The organism is Halothece sp. PCC 7418, assembly GCF_000317635.1.
In the GTDB taxonomy this organism is placed as follows: Bacteria; Cyanobacteriota; Cyanobacteriia; order Cyanobacteriales; family Rubidibacteraceae; genus Halothece.
This window is the reverse complement of sequence record NC_019779.1, coordinates 3844615-3861033: the sequence shown is the minus strand read 5'-3', so window position 1 is coordinate 3861033 and position 16419 is coordinate 3844615. Positions and strand designations below refer to the sequence as shown.

Here is a 16419-nt window from a genome sequence, read left to right as displayed (position 1 = left end):
TCATGATTTCCGTTAAGGAGAATAAGGAATGCCAGAGCAAGAGGTAAATGACGCTAGGGAAAATGATCTAAAACTGAGCAAGCATGATGATCATGATGTTATTTACACCATCAGAACAGTCTGTCAAAATCAAACCCAACTGATCATGCTAGCCGACCAGAAAGCTAATATTTTAATTGGAATTATTTCGGTTGTTTTTACGATTTTCTTTACTCGTGTTCATTTTATTACTGGATTGAATCAATGGTTAACCATTCCTCTTGCTGGTTTTGTCATTGTCGAAACCGTCGCTGCTTTTCTTGCTTTACTGGTCATTTTCCCAAGACAAACGAAGCGTCCCAAAACTCAGTCAGTTGAAGAGTTAGCTAATCCTCTTTTTTTTGGTAACTTTAGCCAATTTAAACGACAAGATATCGTTGATTTTTTAGTGGAAAATATGGATGATAATTACTCCGCAAGGTCAATTCTAATTACTGATTTATACCAAGCAGGTATGGTGCTAAAAGATAAGTACACTCTTTTGAGATACGCTTATTTGTGTACGATTTTCGGTGTTGTTTTAATGGCTTTGACTCTACTCATATCGTTATTTGTGTAATTTTAAAATCGAATATATAGCAATCTGCTCTGGTTTTTGATCCACAACTTCCCTCTTCCCCCCTATCCCCCAGGGTCGTTTCATTCTTTTGAAATCAACTCGCCTGTGGGGAGATCGGGAGATGTCACTTAATCAAGTTTTTACGAATGAGAACGGCTATAGCGTTTCCTAGTTGGTTGAGGTACGTAATGCGAGTCGGCGGATGTTCATGGTTCATGGTTCATTGATTAACAACCAACAAAGAACGAAGAACAAAGAACAAAGAACCAAAATTTAGAATGTACCTCATGAGATTGGGAAGTGCTATAGATAATTAATTATTAGGTTTCAAAAATTCCCCCATTAAGTGACCGAAGGAATTAACCCCATTTTTTCCTGGATGATAACCATGGGTTTGATTATCAGAATGATAAGCCATCGCCATCATTTCATAATCATTATTCTTATTCGGAATTTCAATAACAGTTGTTAAATGACCATCGCGAGCGGCTCTAACATCATTATACGGTAGTCCTCCCGCAGGTCCAGCGACATTGCCACCCCCTTCTTCTTTCATCCACCAAACTGTATATAAACCATGGGGAACTAAACCCGTTGCTTCAACTTTGATCGTATAAGAGTCATTATTCACATTGGTTACCATTGCATTCCCACTGGCTTGCATCCATTCCTGTTTACTAAAGCCATTGGGAAGACCACTCATATCAATTGCCTTTAGTTGAGTGGAAGAGTTGGCTTGCGCGATCGTTTGTTCTTCGCGACTGGAGAAAGTGCTGTGTGCTTCTGAAGCAAAGCCAAGGCTAAGTCCACTCACGCTGACCGTTGCCAAAAGGACAAGTAAAGATTTTTTCAGGTTAGAATTTTGTTGAGTCATTATAATTGCTAAGTCAATTTCGGTTTCATGTCGTCACTCATTAGCGTGTCCCAGTTAACTGAGAAAAAGCTGAGTTCGATCTGAAAATAGATTAAACTTTGCTGATTAATTATTCAGATCAGACTGATGGAAGCCTTCTATAGCCAATTTTTATGGTGTGGAAACAATCCTGATTTGGGCAAGGATAAAGATTTTAAGTGACTCATTCTGCTTTTCGATTTAATCAAACATACTACCTTAATCTATTTCTTTCGTATCAGATGATATTCCGTTTTTTTGTTTTATTATTTGTCTTAATGAGTTTAACGGCTTGCAGTAACTCTTCCCAAGTGCAAGCACAAGACCGACTTTTTCCTGAAATTTCAGTTGACTTCTTAGATGCCTATGAATTGCCTCAAAAAACATTTCAGAAAACAGCAGTGGGTGGCTTATCTGGAATGACGTATGATCAGAAACAAAACTTATTTTATGCAGTTTCGGATGATCGTAGCCAAAAAGCCCCAGCACGATTTTATACCCTGGATATTGATTTAAAGCTCCAAGGAACAACACCACAAATTGCAGATGTTAATCTCAAAGATGTGACGTTTCTCCAGACAGAAGCAGGAAAAAGTTTCCCAAATGGTGACATTGATGCCGAAGGAATTGCTTTAGCCCCTGGGAATACAGTTTTTATTTCTAGTGAAGGGAATACGAAACAAGGAATTAATCCCTTTGTCCGTCGCTTTGATCTCAACAGTGGGAAACAGAAACAAACTCTTCCTTTACCGCAGCGTTTTTTATTACCAGAAACGGAAGAAGATGCACCAAGAGGAGTCAGAAATAATCTGGGTTTTGAATCTTTAACTCTTAATCCCAGTGGTGTGATGAGTCCAGAAGGCGATCCCTTTCGAGTCTTTACCGCCACTGAATCATCTCTTAGTCAAGATCAATTACCGGAAGATTCCGAAGAACAAACCCGAGTTCGCTTTTTACATTATGTGGTTAATCCCATCGGACAACCGCTTCCCATTGCAGAACATTTATATTTGTTAGATGAACCCCCATTGGGAACAGTTGGGAATGGTTTAACTGAAGTGTTAGCGATTCAACCTGAAGGATATTTTTTAACCCTTGAACGCTCTTATGGCTTATCAGGATATGGGGCGAAACTCTTTCTGATGACGATTGGGAATGCGACGGATACTTCAGGAGTGGATTCATTTAATGTTGATCTCGGCGGATTACAACCAGTGCGAAAAAAATTACTGTTTGATTTCTCAGCTCTCGATTTTGATATTTATAACTTGGAAGGCTTAGCAGTCGGTCCGACATTACCGGATGGGAGTCCCAGTTTATTTGTCATCAGTGATGATAATTTCAATGATAAGGAAGTTACCCAAATTTTATTATTTCGTCTCCGAACCTAGCTCATTAAAATGGATCAATGTTTACTAATATGAACTGCTAAGCCGTGACCCCTGACTAATGTAGAGACGTTCCATGGAACATCTCTAGCTAACAACTAACAACAAATGAATCAATTATGTCCCATTGGCAAATTCTTCCCCAACTTGAAATTCCAGACTGGTTTTTTACAGCAGTGGAAACGTATTGTCCCCAATATCCTCAATATGTTGCTCAATTACTATGGCAACGGGGAATTGATAATTTAGAGCGTTTACAACAATTTCTTGATCTAGAAACATATACGCCAACGTCTGGCTTTGCTGGCTTTGGACAACAAATGGATGTCGCGGTTAAACGCTGCCAACAGGCATGGGAAAATCAAGAAAAAGTAGTAATTTGGGGAGATTTTGATGCGGATGGTGTGACAGCAACCAGTGTACTTTGGGAAGGCTTACAACCTTTTTTTACGACTTCTGAAAGCCTGTCTTACTATATTCCCAATCGTCTGACTGAATCTCATGGTTTAAACGAAATGGGATTAAGAAAACTAGCAGGAGAGGGTGTGGAATTAGTGATTACTTGCGATACAGGAAGCACTAATTTAGCAGAAATGGAAGTTGCTAAAACTTTGGGGATTGATATTATTGTGACGGATCATCATACGTTACCCGAAGACGATCCGAATGTAGTTGCTATTCTCAATCCCAAATATTTAGCCCAATCTCATCCGCTCTATCATCTCTCTGGAGTGGCGGTTGCTTATAAATTAATTGAAGCGTTATCTGAAACGTTTCCTGAAATACCAGAAAAGCCAGCAGAAACATTATTAGATTTAGTCGCCATTGGACTGATTGCAGATTTAGTGGAATTACAGGGAGATTGTCGCTATTTAGCCCAGAAAGGGATTCAACAATTAGCGCAACAATTAAATCACCCCACACGCCCTGGGATTGCTCAACTTTTAAGGTTATGCCAAAGAAATGGTGATCGTCCCATGGATATTGCGTTTGGCATTGGCCCCCGAATTAATGCCATTAGTCGGATTCAAGGGGATGCTACATTTGCGGTGGAATTACTAACTAGTGAAGATGAGACAGTTTGTCAAAAACTTGCTCAAAAAACCGAAATTGCGAATACTCGCCGTAAAGAGTTACAAAAAGATGTGGAAAGTGCTGTTAAACGGCGAATTGAAGAATTGGATTTATCCACAACGAGTGTGATTGTTCTTGCTGATTCACAATGGCAACCTGGGGTTTTAGGATTAGTGGCGGGACAAATTGCTCAAGAATATGCGCGTCCTACAATTCTTCTCAATTTAGATCAATCTAGTGACGAAAACATTAGTTTGGCTCGCGGTTCTGCACGTTCAGTGGAAAAAATTGATCTTTATCAATTGCTGCGATCGCAGCAACATTTATTACATCGTTTTGGTGGACATCCCTTTGCTGCTGGACTCAGCATGAAAGCAGAAAATCTATCTATTTTTAGAGAAGCCATTAATCAACAATTCCGCCAGCGATATGGGAATACAACACCAGAACCCAGTTTAAACATTGATTTAACGGTAACGGTAGAAGAGTTAGGACAAGATCTCTTTCAATCTCTAAAGTTACTCGAACCTTATGGCATGGGAAATCCTCTCCCTCGCTTACTGATTCAAAATTGCTGGTTTAAAAACGTTTGGAATAACAATATTAAAGATTATACGGGAAATAAAATTAGATACATCCGCACAACATTTAAAGTCTGTGACGAAACAAACCCAGAAGGGTTTCCTGGAATGTGGTGGGGACACTATAAGGATGAGTTGCCAGAAAATAAATATTTTGATGCAGTGGTAGAGTTAGATTTCAATGCTTATGAAAAAGAGTACGAAGTGCGGATTGTTGAAGTGAAAGCAGTACAGCAGCAAGACAGTTATTCTGTGCTCGAACCTGAAACTCCCTTACTGTTAGATTATCGCGGAGAAAATGCCTCTATTGCAGACCCTCAAGACTCGGTTTTGACCTTAGACTATTGTCCTCGCAGTTGGGAAGAAATGAGTCAAGGGTTACAAGAGGGAATCAAAAATAATTGCGCGATCGCGCTGACTTATTCTCCTCCCAATCCTCTCCCCGCCGAAGAAATTTGGAAACAGTTTCTCGGCATTGCTAAGTATCTCAGTCGGACTCAACAAACCGTGAGTCGAGACCAACTACAAAATAAACTCAGATTAAGCCAAAGAACAATCGAATTGGGATTAAACACTTTAGATCATCTTGGTTTTCAAATCGAAGGAGAAGACAGGATTCAAATCGTCGGAAGTGCAACAATTGATCGGCTGAATACAGAAGCGGTTCAAGTCTTTTTAGCTGCAATCCAAGAAGAACAATTTCGCTGTCAGTATTTTACAGAAGTCCCCCTTGAAATGATTCGAGAAGAAGGCTTAAGTCATTAATTTGATGCTCCATTTTCATCATTGGATGATTGAATCATCATCACTAAAGCTGGGATTGATCCCACATCCAGTAACGGCGGAAACCAACACCAAAACCAAGGCTGAGGAAGGGGAGAAGCTAAAACACCAACTATGCCAAAAATACCGCCCAAAAATAAAGTTAAGGAAGTTGTTCCTTTTTGTTGTCTCGCTTGATAAAGACTAATGGCATTACTGAGTGCAATAAGTAGCCATAGACCCATCAATAATCCAGGTAAAATCCATCTTGTGATTAGTAAAGTCGCCATGAACTTAATAAAAACTCACTTACTTTTGTCATATCAATATCATGAATAATTTGAATTTTGTCTTCTCTTTAAAAAATGGTGAGTAAGTTTCTCTGCTGTAAATTGTAATATTCCTTAACATTAAACGATTTTGCGTTGTTTCAGCCGTTCCGTCTTGTCCAGTAACTTTTTCTCTGATAAGATAACAGAGTATGGGTTGTAACTCTGCTTCAAAATCAAATGATTTACCTCAAGCCTTGTTATTTCGTTACCTGATCTCCGAGTTGATTCTATTTTCCGTCAACGCATTGAACTTCTTGATTTGTAACAGGAAATTTACAAATTTGACAAAATAGTTGTTTTGATGTATGCGTTTTTATTGCCACCCCCAGAAAAAACGCCCTCCTAAAAAGAGAATCATTCCCCCAATGGCTAACCAGTCTCTTCCCCGTAAGCGTAAATAATGCCATTGCACATTATGTTCATTGGGACTGGTAAAGCCTCGCACTTCCATCGCCACAGCAATTTGTTCCGCTCTCATTAATAAGTTTTCTAATAACTTTTCGGCAATCATAAACCACAGGGTCAGGCTTTTACGAATCCCTAGCTTTTTCCAATTAATTGCCCGGGTACTGACAGAACGAACAAGATTTTGAATTTCTTCTAAAACAAGGGGAATGAATCGTAGGGATAAGGTTAGCGTGAGTAAGATTTCAGTGACGGGAACCCCAAAGCGTCGTAAAGGCTTGAAAAAGGTTTCTAAGCCTGCGGTAATTTCTTCTGGGGCAGTGGTTAAAAGATAGAGGTTGGTACTATAAATCAGCGTAAAAATGAGGGTACTGACGCGAATGGCAAGGTCAAGAGAGCGACGAGTAACCGTTAGCCAGGCTTCGTTAATTAAGACATATTGATAGTCTGTGGGTTGGGGAAGATCGAGATCGCTGCTGGGGATTCTGGGCTGGTGAGCAAGGGCAAGTCCATCATCAAAAATACAGGTCAAAATAAAGACTAATATGCAGAGAGTCAGTAACCATCCCATCTGTTGTCGCCAGACACGAAGCGGAATTCTCGCCAAGAAAGTAATGAGAATTAACGCAAAAACTAAACCAATTCGCCAGAGGGGATGAGCGAGAATTGGGGTGAGGAGAAACCCCATCAACCAGGCAAGTTTAATTCTTGGATCGAGATGATGCAGCCAAGTATCAGGTTTTTCTAGATATAAGCCAATGGGCAGCGATCGCAGTAAGTCCATATTTGTTATTGGTTGTTTGTTATTGGTTGTTTGTTATTTGTTCCTCGCCACAATCAACAAATAACAATAAACAACTTAGAGCATAGCCCGTGCGAAGCATAAATAATATTTACTTTTCTCGTTTGTTGATCAACCGATTAAAAGACATCATTTAAACTCTTGTTGCACGATTGAGTTTATTTTCTTCCACATCGCGGGGACGTTTTCCGCGCCAAATTAGACGTAAGGGAGTGCCAGTAAAGCCTAATTGTTCTCGGAATTGACGGTCAATATAGCGACGATAGGTGTCATTAAATCGCTTGGGATCATTGACAAATAAAGCAATGGTTGGGGGTTGGGTACTGACCTGTGTTCCATAATAAATTCTCCCTTGTTTTCCTTGACGGGTGGTCGGTGGAGAATACCAAGTAATGGCTTCTTGAATGACTTCATTAATGACGGCGGTACTGACGCGACGGCGATGTTCTTGGACAGCGGTTTGAATGGAATCAAAAATACTTTTTACTCGTTGTCCAGTGAGAGCACTGACAAATAAGATTTCTGACCAGTACATAAAATAAACGCGATCGCGCAGCATTTTCTCATATTTATAAATGGTCTTAGAATCTTTTTCTAACGCATCCCATTTATTGACGATAATAATTGCAGCTTTCCCTTCTTCTTCAATGCGCCCTGCGAGTTTCATATCTTGATCGGTAATGCTATCTAAGGCATCAATCACCAGTAAAGAAACATCAGATCGGCGAATGGCTTTAAAGGCGCGATTAATACTAAAAAATTCCGCACCATAGCGAATATTTTTCTTCTTGCGAATGCCAGCCGTATCAATGAGACGATAGGTTTGTCCTTGATGTTCAATTTGTAAATCGATCGCGTCCCGAGTTGTTCCTGAAACGGGACTAACAATCGAACGACTTGCGCCTGTTAAGGCATTCAGTAAACTCGATTTCCCAACATTCGGGCGACCAATAATGGCAACATTAATTTCATTGTCTTCTTCAGGTAATTCCTCATAAGGAGGAAAGGTTGAGATGACTGCGTCTAATAAATCTCCTGTTCCACTGCCATGTATCCCAGAAACGGGATAAGGTTCTCCTAATCCTAATTCCCAAAATTGTGCAGCTTGCATTAACCCTTGTTCTGGTGCTTCACACTTATTGACAGCTAAATAAACGGGAACACTTTGTTGGCGTAACCAATCTGCAATTTCTTCATCCCCAGAAGTGGGTCCAGTTTGTCCATCAACAACAAAAATCGCAGCCACGGCTTCTGATAAAGCCATCATCGCTTGTTGTCGAATTTCGGGTAAAAATTCGCTATCATCATCAAACACAATCCCACCCGTGTCAACCACAATAAAATCGCGATCGCGCCAAAAACTCGGCTGATATAAACGATCGCGCGTAATTCCAGGTTCATCGTGAACGATTGCATGGCGACTTCCTGTAAAACGATTCACTAAGGTCGATTTCCCCACATTCGGGCGACCAATAATAGCAACAATTGGTAATTTTTTCATTTTTTGTTTGTTCTTTGTTCTTTGTTGGTTGTTCTTTGTTCTTTGTTCTTTGTTCTTTGTTCTTTGTTCTTTGTTGGTTGTTCTTTGTTCTTTGTTCTTTGTTCTTTGTTCTTTGTTGGTTGTTATTTGTTGGTTGTTAATCAATGAAACACGAACTATGTAGGGCGTAGCCCGCGCGAATCACCGCGAACCATGAACTATGAACCATGAACATCTATCGACTCGCATTACGTACCTCAACAGACTAAGAAAGGCTATATGAACCAATAACATCTACCAACTCACTTTCTCACGTAACTAGAAAAGAAACGCTTTGAGAATCATTTAGAATGGAATATCATCGAGGTTTTTTTCTTCATCCTGATTTTCGCTTTGAGTGTCAGGTTGCGAAGCGGGAAACTGGACTAAATTATCAGAACTTTTGTTTTCAGAAGAAGGCTCAGGAGATGTTCCTTTCCCCATGGGATGAATGCGAGATAAAGTAAACTCAGCGCGTTTTTCCTTAAACCCTTCTTGACGTTCAATGATATTCATTCGCAGACGACCTTCTAAGATCACCTGATCCCCAGCGTGATAATTTTGAGAGACTTCATTGGCTAAATTATCTCCCCAAGCAACAACTTTTAAACTACTGGGTGGATCATTATCCCGTAACCCAGAAAATTCAACCATCATTTCGGTTAGAGGAGTTTGATTTTCTTGAGTATAACGGAGTTGAGGCTGGCTGGTAATTTGTGCCATTAAAATGCAGCTATTCATGAATTCTCTCCTCGGTTCAATTCTAATCAGGTTTGATCGGGACTCACTACTCTTTATTTTATCAGCTATATCTAGCACTACGCGCTGGGAAAAGAAGGGAAAAATCGATTGCCCTCAAAATGCTTTCAGGACTGATCCATTCATTTAAGGGGGAGAATGAAACAGCCCTAGCTTCCCAAGAGGGGCTAGGGGGATGAATTGACAATTGAAGCAGTTTTCCTTCTCACTCAGAATTAAGTGTTAAATATCAATTGGGTCAAGCCAACGTATAACTTCTTTTTTAAGTTGAGTAATATCGCGATAAAATTGTTGTTTCACCCATTGACCCAAGGCATCTATGGGGGAAAAATTGGTTCCTGGATTCCAATTCCATTCTTTAGGATTAACAGGAGTGAGATGATTACCAGAGAGTTGAAGATAAGAGACTAAACTCGGAAAACGTTGTTCCAAAATTGGCTTTAAATCTTCGGTTTGATCAATGGTATCGTTCTGGAAACGAACTAAAAGCGTTCGTGTTTTTTGGTAGTTGTTTTGCACAATATCAAAAGTGCGTTCTGGGGAGGGGGTAAACTCTAAATCAAACGCTGCTAAATGATTCAGTTGTTCCACAAAAGGAACTGCTTCCCGCGCTGGATAATTGTTATAAGAAATCAGTAAATTTCCCGCCCGTTTCACTTCATATAAACTATTAATGAGCAAGTGTAATTTACAGCCCATGCTATGTCCAATTCCGTAAATGGGGAGATAGCGTTGAAATAATCCTAATCGTTGATAAGCGGTTTCAAAGCGATTTAAGGCCCGTTGCGCGATCGCGCTATGATTGAGGTCGTTTAAAAATGGCGTAGCAATCACCCCATACCCCTCTTCTGCTAGGGATTCCAACAGCCAACTATAAGTCACTTGGGGAACTGTTGCCACAAAAGCCCCCCCCAAAAAATGAATTAACCCTTTCGGTTGTGGCGGTAATAAAACTGAATTGCCCGCAACCTCTTCCCAATTCGTCATATTTCAAAAAATAACTCACACAATCGCCTTATTAATGTTAACTTTTATGAAAGCAACGTCACAGCGAATGCACTATGTTAGAACTTTATCAATTTGAACTCTCCCAATATAGCGAAAAAGTCCGTTTTCTTCTCGATTACAAAGGCTTAGAATACCGTAAAATTGAAGTGACTCCGGGGGTTGGACAAGTGGAAGTCTATCAAATGTCTGGACAGCGACAAGTTCCCGTTCTCAAAGATGGGGAAACCGTTGTCGCCGACTCCACTGAAATCGCCATGTATTTGGAACGCACCTATCCTGAACGTCCCCTGATTCCCACCGCAGCGAAAGAAAAGGGATTAACCTTATTAATGGAAGAATGGGCGGATGAATCCATTGGCTTAAAAAGTAGAAAAGCCTTTATGGGGGCGCTAAACCGCAATGAAGCCCTACGCGCTGCGGTCTTACCGCCAGAAACCCCAGATTTTGTCAGAAGCATTGTCAGTGCGATTCCTTCTGATTTCTTAGACGTTTTAGGAACAGGTGTCGGCATTGGGGGAGATGCCCTAAAAGCGATTGAAGGTAGCCTCAAGCAAGATTTAGAGGCGCTGTGTTTAATTTTAGAAGAACAACCCTATCTCACGGGTGCAGTTCCCACCTTGGCTGATTTTACTGTGGCAAGTCTGAGTTTATTATTAAAATTCCCAGAAGAATCCTATATGGATATTCCCAGTCAACTGGCGGGGAAAGCCCTCCCTGGTCTTGGAGATAACCCTGCGTTTGAACCTTTCTTTACGTGGCGCGATCGTCTCTATCGAGAATATCGTCAACCCACTGTTCCCAGCAGCCGTAGCGACACCAGCACCTCTGCACCCAGTTCTATTGAAATTGAGTAACTTAATTTAGTTATTGGTTATTGGTTATTCGTTGTTTGTTTTCTCACAAGCATCAATGGGAAGCAAACCCGATTCGCCAATAACTCATTCTGAATCAATCACTTTCTCCAGTGAGATTAACCAAGAACAAGTATTGTACTATGTCATGGACAAGCCTTAGGCTATGACTACAGTAAAACAGTCAGAGAGCCATCGGTTTGAAACCGATGGACGGGGCTTACAAGCGTCGTCACCCTCGTTCCGACGACAGCCCCTCATGAATGGCGAATGAGGACTTTAGTCCTCTGTATCATTTTCCTCTTTGATTGTCAATATACATCTTAATTGTTTCTGAACTGACATTTCCTGCTGTACTTACAAAATAACTGGGACTCCATAAAGTGGGAAGTTTTTTCAATTCGGGAAACTCCCTCCTCAAATAATGAGAAGCCCGTCCTTTAATTTTTTTAACCACCACACTTGGGGCATAAGTAGGATCGGTATTCAAAAAGAGATGGACATGGTCTTGCCTAATTTCGCAAGCAATCAGCCTCCAATTATTCTCTTTACAAAGTCCAAATATAATTTCTTGGAGACGGTGTTCAATTTCTCCAACTAAAACCTTTTTTCTTCTTTTTGGACAGAAAACAAAGTGGTAGTTAAGGAGAGTCACTGAATGTGGATTTCTTCTGTATTCGTCAGGCTGATTTTTCCTTGATAGTACGTTGATAATACAAGTATAATATACTTAATTTAACAACTAATCCCATGTTATATCAAACAACTAAGCTCCTTTTGACAAATCAGATTACTGACCAAACTAGGGATGTATTTGTTCTCCTTTGCCATGAAGCTAATAATCTTTGGAACACGGTGGTCTATCAGATTAGGCAAGCTCACTTTGCCACTTGTGAATTCCGAGAGTTTTTTAATAAAAATGACTGCTTTCGTCGTCAATTCAAAGATAAAAAGTAAAAGTTAGTTATCCTCAACTTTGCAAAGACTTTAAGGAGAATCCTCACTATCAATGGTTAGGCGCACAACAAGGTCAGCAACTGCTAAAGTCAGTTGAGGAAGCCTTTAAGTCTTATAACGAACTGCTAGAAATGTGGTTTGATGGAGAAATAGACCATAAACCTAAACTCCCCGGTTATAGGACAAAAGGAGGTCTATGTAGTTTTACCTTTCCCTCTGATGGGCTTCGTTTTAACCATGAAGAAGGTTACTGGCTCTTACCAATGAGTCGAGTCATTAAAAAATATTGGGAAGGAGGAGAAGAAGAGGAATTCTCTATTCCCTCGGTTAGTTATATCAATGATAATAACATCGCAGAAATCAGAATCCTTCCTCAACACGGAAAACTTTGGGCGGAACTTGTTTACAAGGTAGAAGAAAAAGTGGAGACCGATTTAGATTATTCTCAGGCTTTGGGGTGTGACCCCGGGGTAAATAATCTCCTGACTTGTGTCTCCACTCTCGGAAAAAGTTTCATCGTTGATGGACACAAAGTTAAAGGTGTAAATGCCAACTATAACAAGAAGGTCGCCAAATACAAGCAAGGGAAGTCAGATTTTTACTGGGATGAATACTTAAACGGATTAACCCATAAACGCTCCTGTTTTATGCGTGACGCTGTAAATAAGACAGCACGGTTTCTCATTAATTATTGTCTTAACCACCGTCTCGGTAACATTGTTTTTGGTTGGGGACAAGGGGTTAAAACAAATTGCAATCTGGGCTCAAAGAATAACCAAAACTTTGTACAAATCCCTACTGCTAGACTCAAGAACCGAATTAAAGAGTTAGCAGAATCAGTAGGAATTCAATTTACCGAAACCGAGGAAAGTTACACCTCCCGTAGCTCGTACTTGGATAATGATTACTTACCAGTGTTCGGCGGTGAAAAACCTGCCAACTGGAAAGCATCAGGAAAGAGAGTGAAAAGAGGTTTGTATCAAGCTCGTAACGGTAAGTTAATTAATGCTGACTGTAATGGCGCAGCGAACATCTTAAGAAAGGTAAGTACACAGTTAGGCTTAGGTCTAACCGAGGTATGTCGGGAATGTTTGAGTGTTCCCAAGCGTTATGATATTTTCAGTTCGATGAAGAAATCATATCGCAGACGCTTCGATTGCGAGATTTAATCTCGCTTCGTAGCAACGTCTAGAATCCATGTTTTTCAAAACATGGAGAACTCAATATGAACAAGGAACAAATAACCAATCAACGACAAACCCCTCATAGTGGTTACCATTGGGCGGGAGAAGAAACTCGCTTCTTTGAAGGCTGGTATTATCGCGTCACCCTCCCCGAGATTAATCAAACCTTTGCTTTTATGTACTCCATTGATGATCCTGCTGGTGGAATGTCCTATAGTGGCGGTGCAGCACAAATTTTAGGACCCGATGATGAATACTTTTGGCGCACGTTTCCGAACGTTAAGGGCTTCTGGGCAGATTATACCCGTTTAGGCTTAGGACATTGGGGGAAACGTCCTCTAGGGAGTTTTCCGCGAGAATTAACCCCACATCAATTTAATCAACAAATCAAAGAAGGGTATCAAGCGACAGCAACTCTCAATCAAGGAAAACTTTATGATCCAGCCACTGGGGAAGCTGCAATTTGGGAATATCAGATTAAGCCCATTTATGGCTGGGGAGACTCTCACCGTCCGCAGAAAGCCACCGCAGGCTGGTTATCCTTTCTTCCCCTATTTGAACCAGGTTGGCAAATTTTAATGGCGCAGGGACTCGCCACGGGATATATTCAATGGCAAGGGAAAACCTATAAATTTACCAATGCACCAGCTTATAGCGAAAAAAATTGGGGTCGGGCGTTTCCTGCAAAGTGGTTTTGGTTGAATTGTAATGCGTTTAGCGAGGAAACGGATTTAGCTTTAACCGCAGGGGGAGGAAGACGAGAAGTTTTAGGGATTGGGGAAGAAGTGGCGTTGATTTGTTTCCACCATCAAGGGAAATTCTACGAATTTGTGCCTTGGAATTCGGATGTTTTTTGGGAAATTCAGCCTTGGGGAGAATGGAAAATGAGGGCTGTTGGTGCAGAATTAGCAGTGGAAATTGTTGGTAAAACTGACAAACAGGGGACACTTTTACGTGCGCCAACGGAACAAGGATTACAATTTTGCTGTCGAGATACAATGCAAGGCGATCTGCATTTGAAATTATTGGATCGTCGTGGAAATTTAATCTGCCAGGCTTCTAGTACCAACTGTGGTTTAGAAGTCGGAGGTATCCCTTGGTCGAGCCCTTGGATCAATGAATAATTAACAATGCAATAATTAATAATGAGGTGACCAGTTACCCAATCAACTAAGTCATAGCCAATGTTAAGGCGTTCCTGTTGCTAAGTGGATTGAGTGAGCCTCGCCTAACTCCTCACCGAACTCTTTTCGACTTATAGGACTCCTATATCAATAAACAAGAAATAAGAAATAATCAGTAAAACAATGACACCAAAAAAACGACCTTGGCTGTCTTTCTTTTTAGTGCTAACAACGGCTACTTTTATGGGAAGTTGTTCTCAATTAAGAAACTTACAGCCTTCTCCTCAACCTTCTGAACCTTCCCCAGATTCAGAACAATCCTCTCCTCAGGAAGATCTTTTTTCTGACAAGGATCGTCCTTTAGAACGAACCCCAGAAGATACCAACTTTGTCACGACTGTTGTGGATGAGATGAGTCCTGCGGTGGTGCGGGTAAATGTGAAACGGGTGGTAGAAACCAATGTTCCTGATGTGTTTAATAATCCCTTTTTTGAGCGGTTTTTTGGAGATTCAATTCCCATTCCTCCTCAGCAACGAGTGCAGCAAGGTTTAGGATCGGGGTTTATTGTTAGTAGTGATGGACAAATTCTCACGAACGCTCATGTCGTTAATAAAGCAGATGAAGTGGTTGTGGCGTTACGAGATGGGCGCACATTTGATGGAACGGTTGTGGGAGAAGATCCGTTAACTGATATTGCGGTAATTCAAATTGATGCGGAAGACTTACCCACTGTTCCTTTAGGCAATTCTGATACCGTTAAGCCAGGACAATGGGCGATCGCGATCGGAAATCCTTTAGGATTAAATGAAACGGTTACAGTTGGGGTCATTAGTGCCACAGGACGACCCAGTTCCGCGATCGGTGTCTCCGATAAACGAGTAGAATTTATCCAAACGGATGCAGCGATTAATCCAGGAAATTCAGGGGGTCCCCTGTTAAATGCGCGAGGAGAAGTGATTGCAATCAATACTGCGATTATTGGTCAAGCGGAAGGCTTAGGCTTTGCTGTTCCCATTAATACCGCGAAACGAGTGGCTAAAGAAATTCTGGAAACGGGAGAAGTTCAATATCCCTATATTGGCATTCGCATGGTCACGTTAAGCCCAGAAATTAAGCAACAATTGGAACAACTCCCTCGGCAAAATCTTGACATTACTGCAGAAGCTGGGGTCTTAATCGTAGAAACGGTTCAGGGATCGCCAGCCAGTCAAGCAGGATTACAATCAGGGGATGTGATTCGAGAAATGAATGGGGACACAGTGGAAACCTCAGAACAAGTGCAACGGATTGTGGAACAACAAAGTGTTGGCGATCGCGTTACCCTTTTAGTGGAACGCAATGGACAAACCCAAGAAATTACCGTCGAACTTGAACGGCTTCCGGTTGATAGTAATCGTTAAGTCATTCGTTCTTTGTTCTTTGTTCTTTGTTGGTTGTTAATCTAATGAACCACGAACTATGAACCATGAACCATGAACATCCACCGACTCGGTTTGTACCTCAACAGACTAAGAAACGCTATCGTCATTCGTTATTGGTTCTTTGGTTACTCATCTCAGGGCTGATAACCGTGAAAGCCTGTAATAATGCGGGTGCCATCTTTAAGGATATGAACTTCAATTTGATCACTCGCCCAATCGAGTTGGTTTTCTAAGCTGGGATTAAACACACGCACTCGTTGATTGCGGGAGGAAACCAGAGAATTCGCTTCATTAATCGCCTGTGAGGGCTGATAAGGGCCATCAACTAGGATATCCAGTTCTTTCAGGAGATCCGATGCACCTGCGGGTGCTTGCGGAGATTGTAATTCTTGTAAGGTGAAGCCACTAAATGACATGATATTTAAGCCTTCGCCTTTGAGTCGTCTTGCTAGTTGTGTCAGCGCGATCGCCTGCCAAAACGGTTCACCCCCCGAAAACGTGACCCCTTGATTACGAGGTTGACTCAGGATTTGTTCGGCTAACGCTTCAACTGATATGAGTTGGTTAATTTCAAATGACCAAGATTGGGGATTAAAACAATTGTCACAATGGCGATCGCAGCCTTGAAGCCAAACCACAGCCCGAACACCGGGTCCATTGACTTCCGATTCATCCACGTAGCCCATGATATTCAAATATCCAGCAGGGATAGAAACTTGTTGCGGGGAAACCGTTTGCTGATTCATAACGAATTGAGTCCA

General features: G+C 41.2%; 15 protein-coding genes. 7 read left to right on the top strand and 8 right to left on the bottom strand.

The window, feature by feature from the left end; all coding sequences use genetic code 11:
* Positions 1 to 28: 28 nt before the first annotated feature.
* Complete coding sequence (locus PCC7418_RS17645) at positions 29 to 598, top strand: Pycsar system effector family protein (RefSeq protein WP_015227548.1); 570 nt, start codon at positions 29 to 31, stop codon at positions 596 to 598.
* 313 nt (positions 599 to 911) lie between these two features.
* On the opposite strand, the gene PCC7418_RS17640 is transcribed toward PCC7418_RS17645, so the two are convergent.
* A complete protein-coding gene (locus PCC7418_RS17640; protein WP_015227547.1) occupies positions 912 to 1472 on the bottom strand; it encodes a hypothetical protein in 561 nt (186 codons plus the stop codon).
* A 260-nt stretch (positions 1473 to 1732) separates the two neighbouring features.
* On the opposite strand from PCC7418_RS17640, the gene PCC7418_RS17635 reads away from it, so the two are divergent.
* Entirely contained in the window at positions 1733 to 2881 is a 1149-nt protein-coding gene (locus PCC7418_RS17635) for an esterase-like activity of phytase family protein (protein ID WP_015227546.1), read from the top strand.
* A 116-nt stretch (positions 2882 to 2997) separates the two neighbouring features.
* Positions 2998 to 5298 (top strand): single-stranded-DNA-specific exonuclease RecJ, encoded by a 2301-nt coding sequence (gene recJ / locus PCC7418_RS17630; RefSeq protein ID WP_015227545.1) that lies wholly within the window; start codon positions 2998 to 3000, stop codon positions 5296 to 5298.
* Here recJ and PCC7418_RS17625 read toward each other — a convergent pair.
* The 5 genes from PCC7418_RS17625 to PCC7418_RS17605 all read right to left on the bottom strand — a co-directional run bounded on the left by PCC7418_RS17625 (position 5295) and on the right by PCC7418_RS17605 (position 10099).
* The gene (locus PCC7418_RS17625) at positions 5295 to 5585 is read right to left on the bottom strand and encodes a hypothetical protein (RefSeq protein WP_015227544.1); all 291 of its coding nucleotides are present in this window, start codon (positions 5583 to 5585) and stop codon (positions 5295 to 5297) included. The two genes, recJ and PCC7418_RS17625, sit on opposite strands and share 4 nt — an antisense overlap.
* 355 nt (positions 5586 to 5940) lie before the next feature.
* Positions 5941 to 6816, bottom strand: a complete 876-nt coding sequence (locus PCC7418_RS17620; RefSeq protein ID WP_015227543.1) for an energy-coupling factor transporter transmembrane protein EcfT — start codon at positions 6814 to 6816, stop codon at positions 5941 to 5943.
* A gap of 151 nt (positions 6817 to 6967) precedes the next feature.
* Positions 6968 to 8335: a ribosome biogenesis GTPase Der gene (der, locus tag PCC7418_RS17615; RefSeq protein ID WP_015227542.1), complete on the bottom strand. Its 1368-nt coding sequence runs from the start codon at positions 8333 to 8335 to the stop codon at positions 6968 to 6970.
* Positions 8336 to 8659: 324 nt separating this feature from the next.
* Entirely contained in the window at positions 8660 to 9094 is a 435-nt protein-coding gene (locus tag PCC7418_RS17610; protein WP_015227541.1) for a single-stranded DNA-binding protein, read from the bottom strand.
* 240 nt (positions 9095 to 9334) lie between these two features.
* Positions 9335 to 10099, bottom strand: a complete 765-nt coding sequence (locus PCC7418_RS17605; protein ID WP_015227540.1) for a DUF1350 family protein — start codon at positions 10097 to 10099, stop codon at positions 9335 to 9337.
* 74 nt (positions 10100 to 10173) lie between these two features.
* Between PCC7418_RS17605 and PCC7418_RS17600 the strand changes: the two genes are divergently transcribed.
* Positions 10174 to 10974: a glutathione S-transferase family protein gene (locus PCC7418_RS17600; RefSeq protein WP_015227539.1), complete on the top strand. Its 801-nt coding sequence runs from the start codon at positions 10174 to 10176 to the stop codon at positions 10972 to 10974.
* A gap of 289 nt (positions 10975 to 11263) precedes the next feature.
* Here PCC7418_RS17600 and tnpA read toward each other — a convergent pair whose 3' ends face one another.
* Entirely contained in the window at positions 11264 to 11683 is a 420-nt protein-coding gene (gene tnpA / locus PCC7418_RS17595; RefSeq protein WP_041596322.1) for an IS200/IS605 family transposase, read from the bottom strand.
* A 325-nt stretch (positions 11684 to 12008) separates the two neighbouring features.
* Here tnpA and PCC7418_RS17590 point away from each other — a divergent pair, with 325 nt between their 5' ends.
* The 3 genes from PCC7418_RS17590 (at position 12009) to PCC7418_RS17580 (ending at position 15637) form a co-directional block, all read left to right on the top strand.
* Entirely contained in the window at positions 12009 to 13097 is a 1089-nt protein-coding gene (locus PCC7418_RS17590; RefSeq protein ID WP_235620814.1) for an RNA-guided endonuclease TnpB family protein, read from the top strand.
* A 56-nt stretch (positions 13098 to 13153) separates the two neighbouring features.
* Entirely contained in the window at positions 13154 to 14236 is a 1083-nt protein-coding gene (locus PCC7418_RS17585) for a tocopherol cyclase family protein (protein WP_015227537.1), read from the top strand.
* 183 nt (positions 14237 to 14419) lie between these two features.
* Positions 14420 to 15637, top strand: coding sequence for an HhoA/HhoB/HtrA family serine endopeptidase (locus tag PCC7418_RS17580; protein ID WP_015227536.1), 1218 nt, complete (start codon positions 14420 to 14422; stop codon positions 15635 to 15637).
* A gap of 155 nt (positions 15638 to 15792) precedes the next feature.
* Here the strand turns inward: PCC7418_RS17580 and PCC7418_RS17575 are convergent, their stop codons facing one another.
* Complete coding sequence (locus PCC7418_RS17575; protein WP_041596321.1) at positions 15793 to 16404, bottom strand: 4Fe-4S single cluster domain-containing protein; 612 nt, start codon at positions 16402 to 16404, stop codon at positions 15793 to 15795.
* Positions 16405 to 16419: the final 15 nt, after the last annotated feature.

What these genes read in the sequence shown, in the direction of transcription:
- PCC7418_RS17625 (WP_015227544.1), bottom strand. Translation starts at nt 5,585, where the DNA reads ATGGCGACTTTACTAATCACAAGATGGATTTTACCTGGATTATTGATG.
- recJ (WP_015227545.1), top strand. Translation starts at nt 2,998, where the DNA reads ATGTCCCATTGGCAAATTCTTCCCCAACTTGAAATTCCAGACTGGTTT.
- PCC7418_RS17580 (WP_015227536.1), top strand. Translation starts at nt 14,420, where the DNA reads ATGACACCAAAAAAACGACCTTGGCTGTCTTTCTTTTTAGTGCTAACA.
- PCC7418_RS17605 (WP_015227540.1), bottom strand. Translation starts at nt 10,099, where the DNA reads ATGACGAATTGGGAAGAGGTTGCGGGCAATTCAGTTTTATTACCGCCA.
- PCC7418_RS17600 (WP_015227539.1), top strand. Translation starts at nt 10,174, where the DNA reads ATGTTAGAACTTTATCAATTTGAACTCTCCCAATATAGCGAAAAAGTC.
- PCC7418_RS17635 (WP_015227546.1), top strand. Translation starts at nt 1,733, where the DNA reads ATGATATTCCGTTTTTTTGTTTTATTATTTGTCTTAATGAGTTTAACG.
- PCC7418_RS17610 (WP_015227541.1), bottom strand. Translation starts at nt 9,094, where the DNA reads ATGAATAGCTGCATTTTAATGGCACAAATTACCAGCCAGCCTCAACTC.
- PCC7418_RS17575 (WP_041596321.1), bottom strand. Translation starts at nt 16,404, where the DNA reads ATGAATCAGCAAACGGTTTCCCCGCAACAAGTTTCTATCCCTGCTGGA.
- PCC7418_RS17640 (WP_015227547.1), bottom strand. Translation starts at nt 1,472, where the DNA reads ATGACTCAACAAAATTCTAACCTGAAAAAATCTTTACTTGTCCTTTTG.
- der (WP_015227542.1), bottom strand. Translation starts at nt 8,335, where the DNA reads ATGAAAAAATTACCAATTGTTGCTATTATTGGTCGCCCGAATGTGGGG.
- PCC7418_RS17585 (WP_015227537.1), top strand. Translation starts at nt 13,154, where the DNA reads ATGAACAAGGAACAAATAACCAATCAACGACAAACCCCTCATAGTGGT.
- PCC7418_RS17620 (WP_015227543.1), bottom strand. Translation starts at nt 6,816, where the DNA reads ATGGACTTACTGCGATCGCTGCCCATTGGCTTATATCTAGAAAAACCT.
- PCC7418_RS17645 (WP_015227548.1), top strand. Translation starts at nt 29, where the DNA reads ATGCCAGAGCAAGAGGTAAATGACGCTAGGGAAAATGATCTAAAACTG.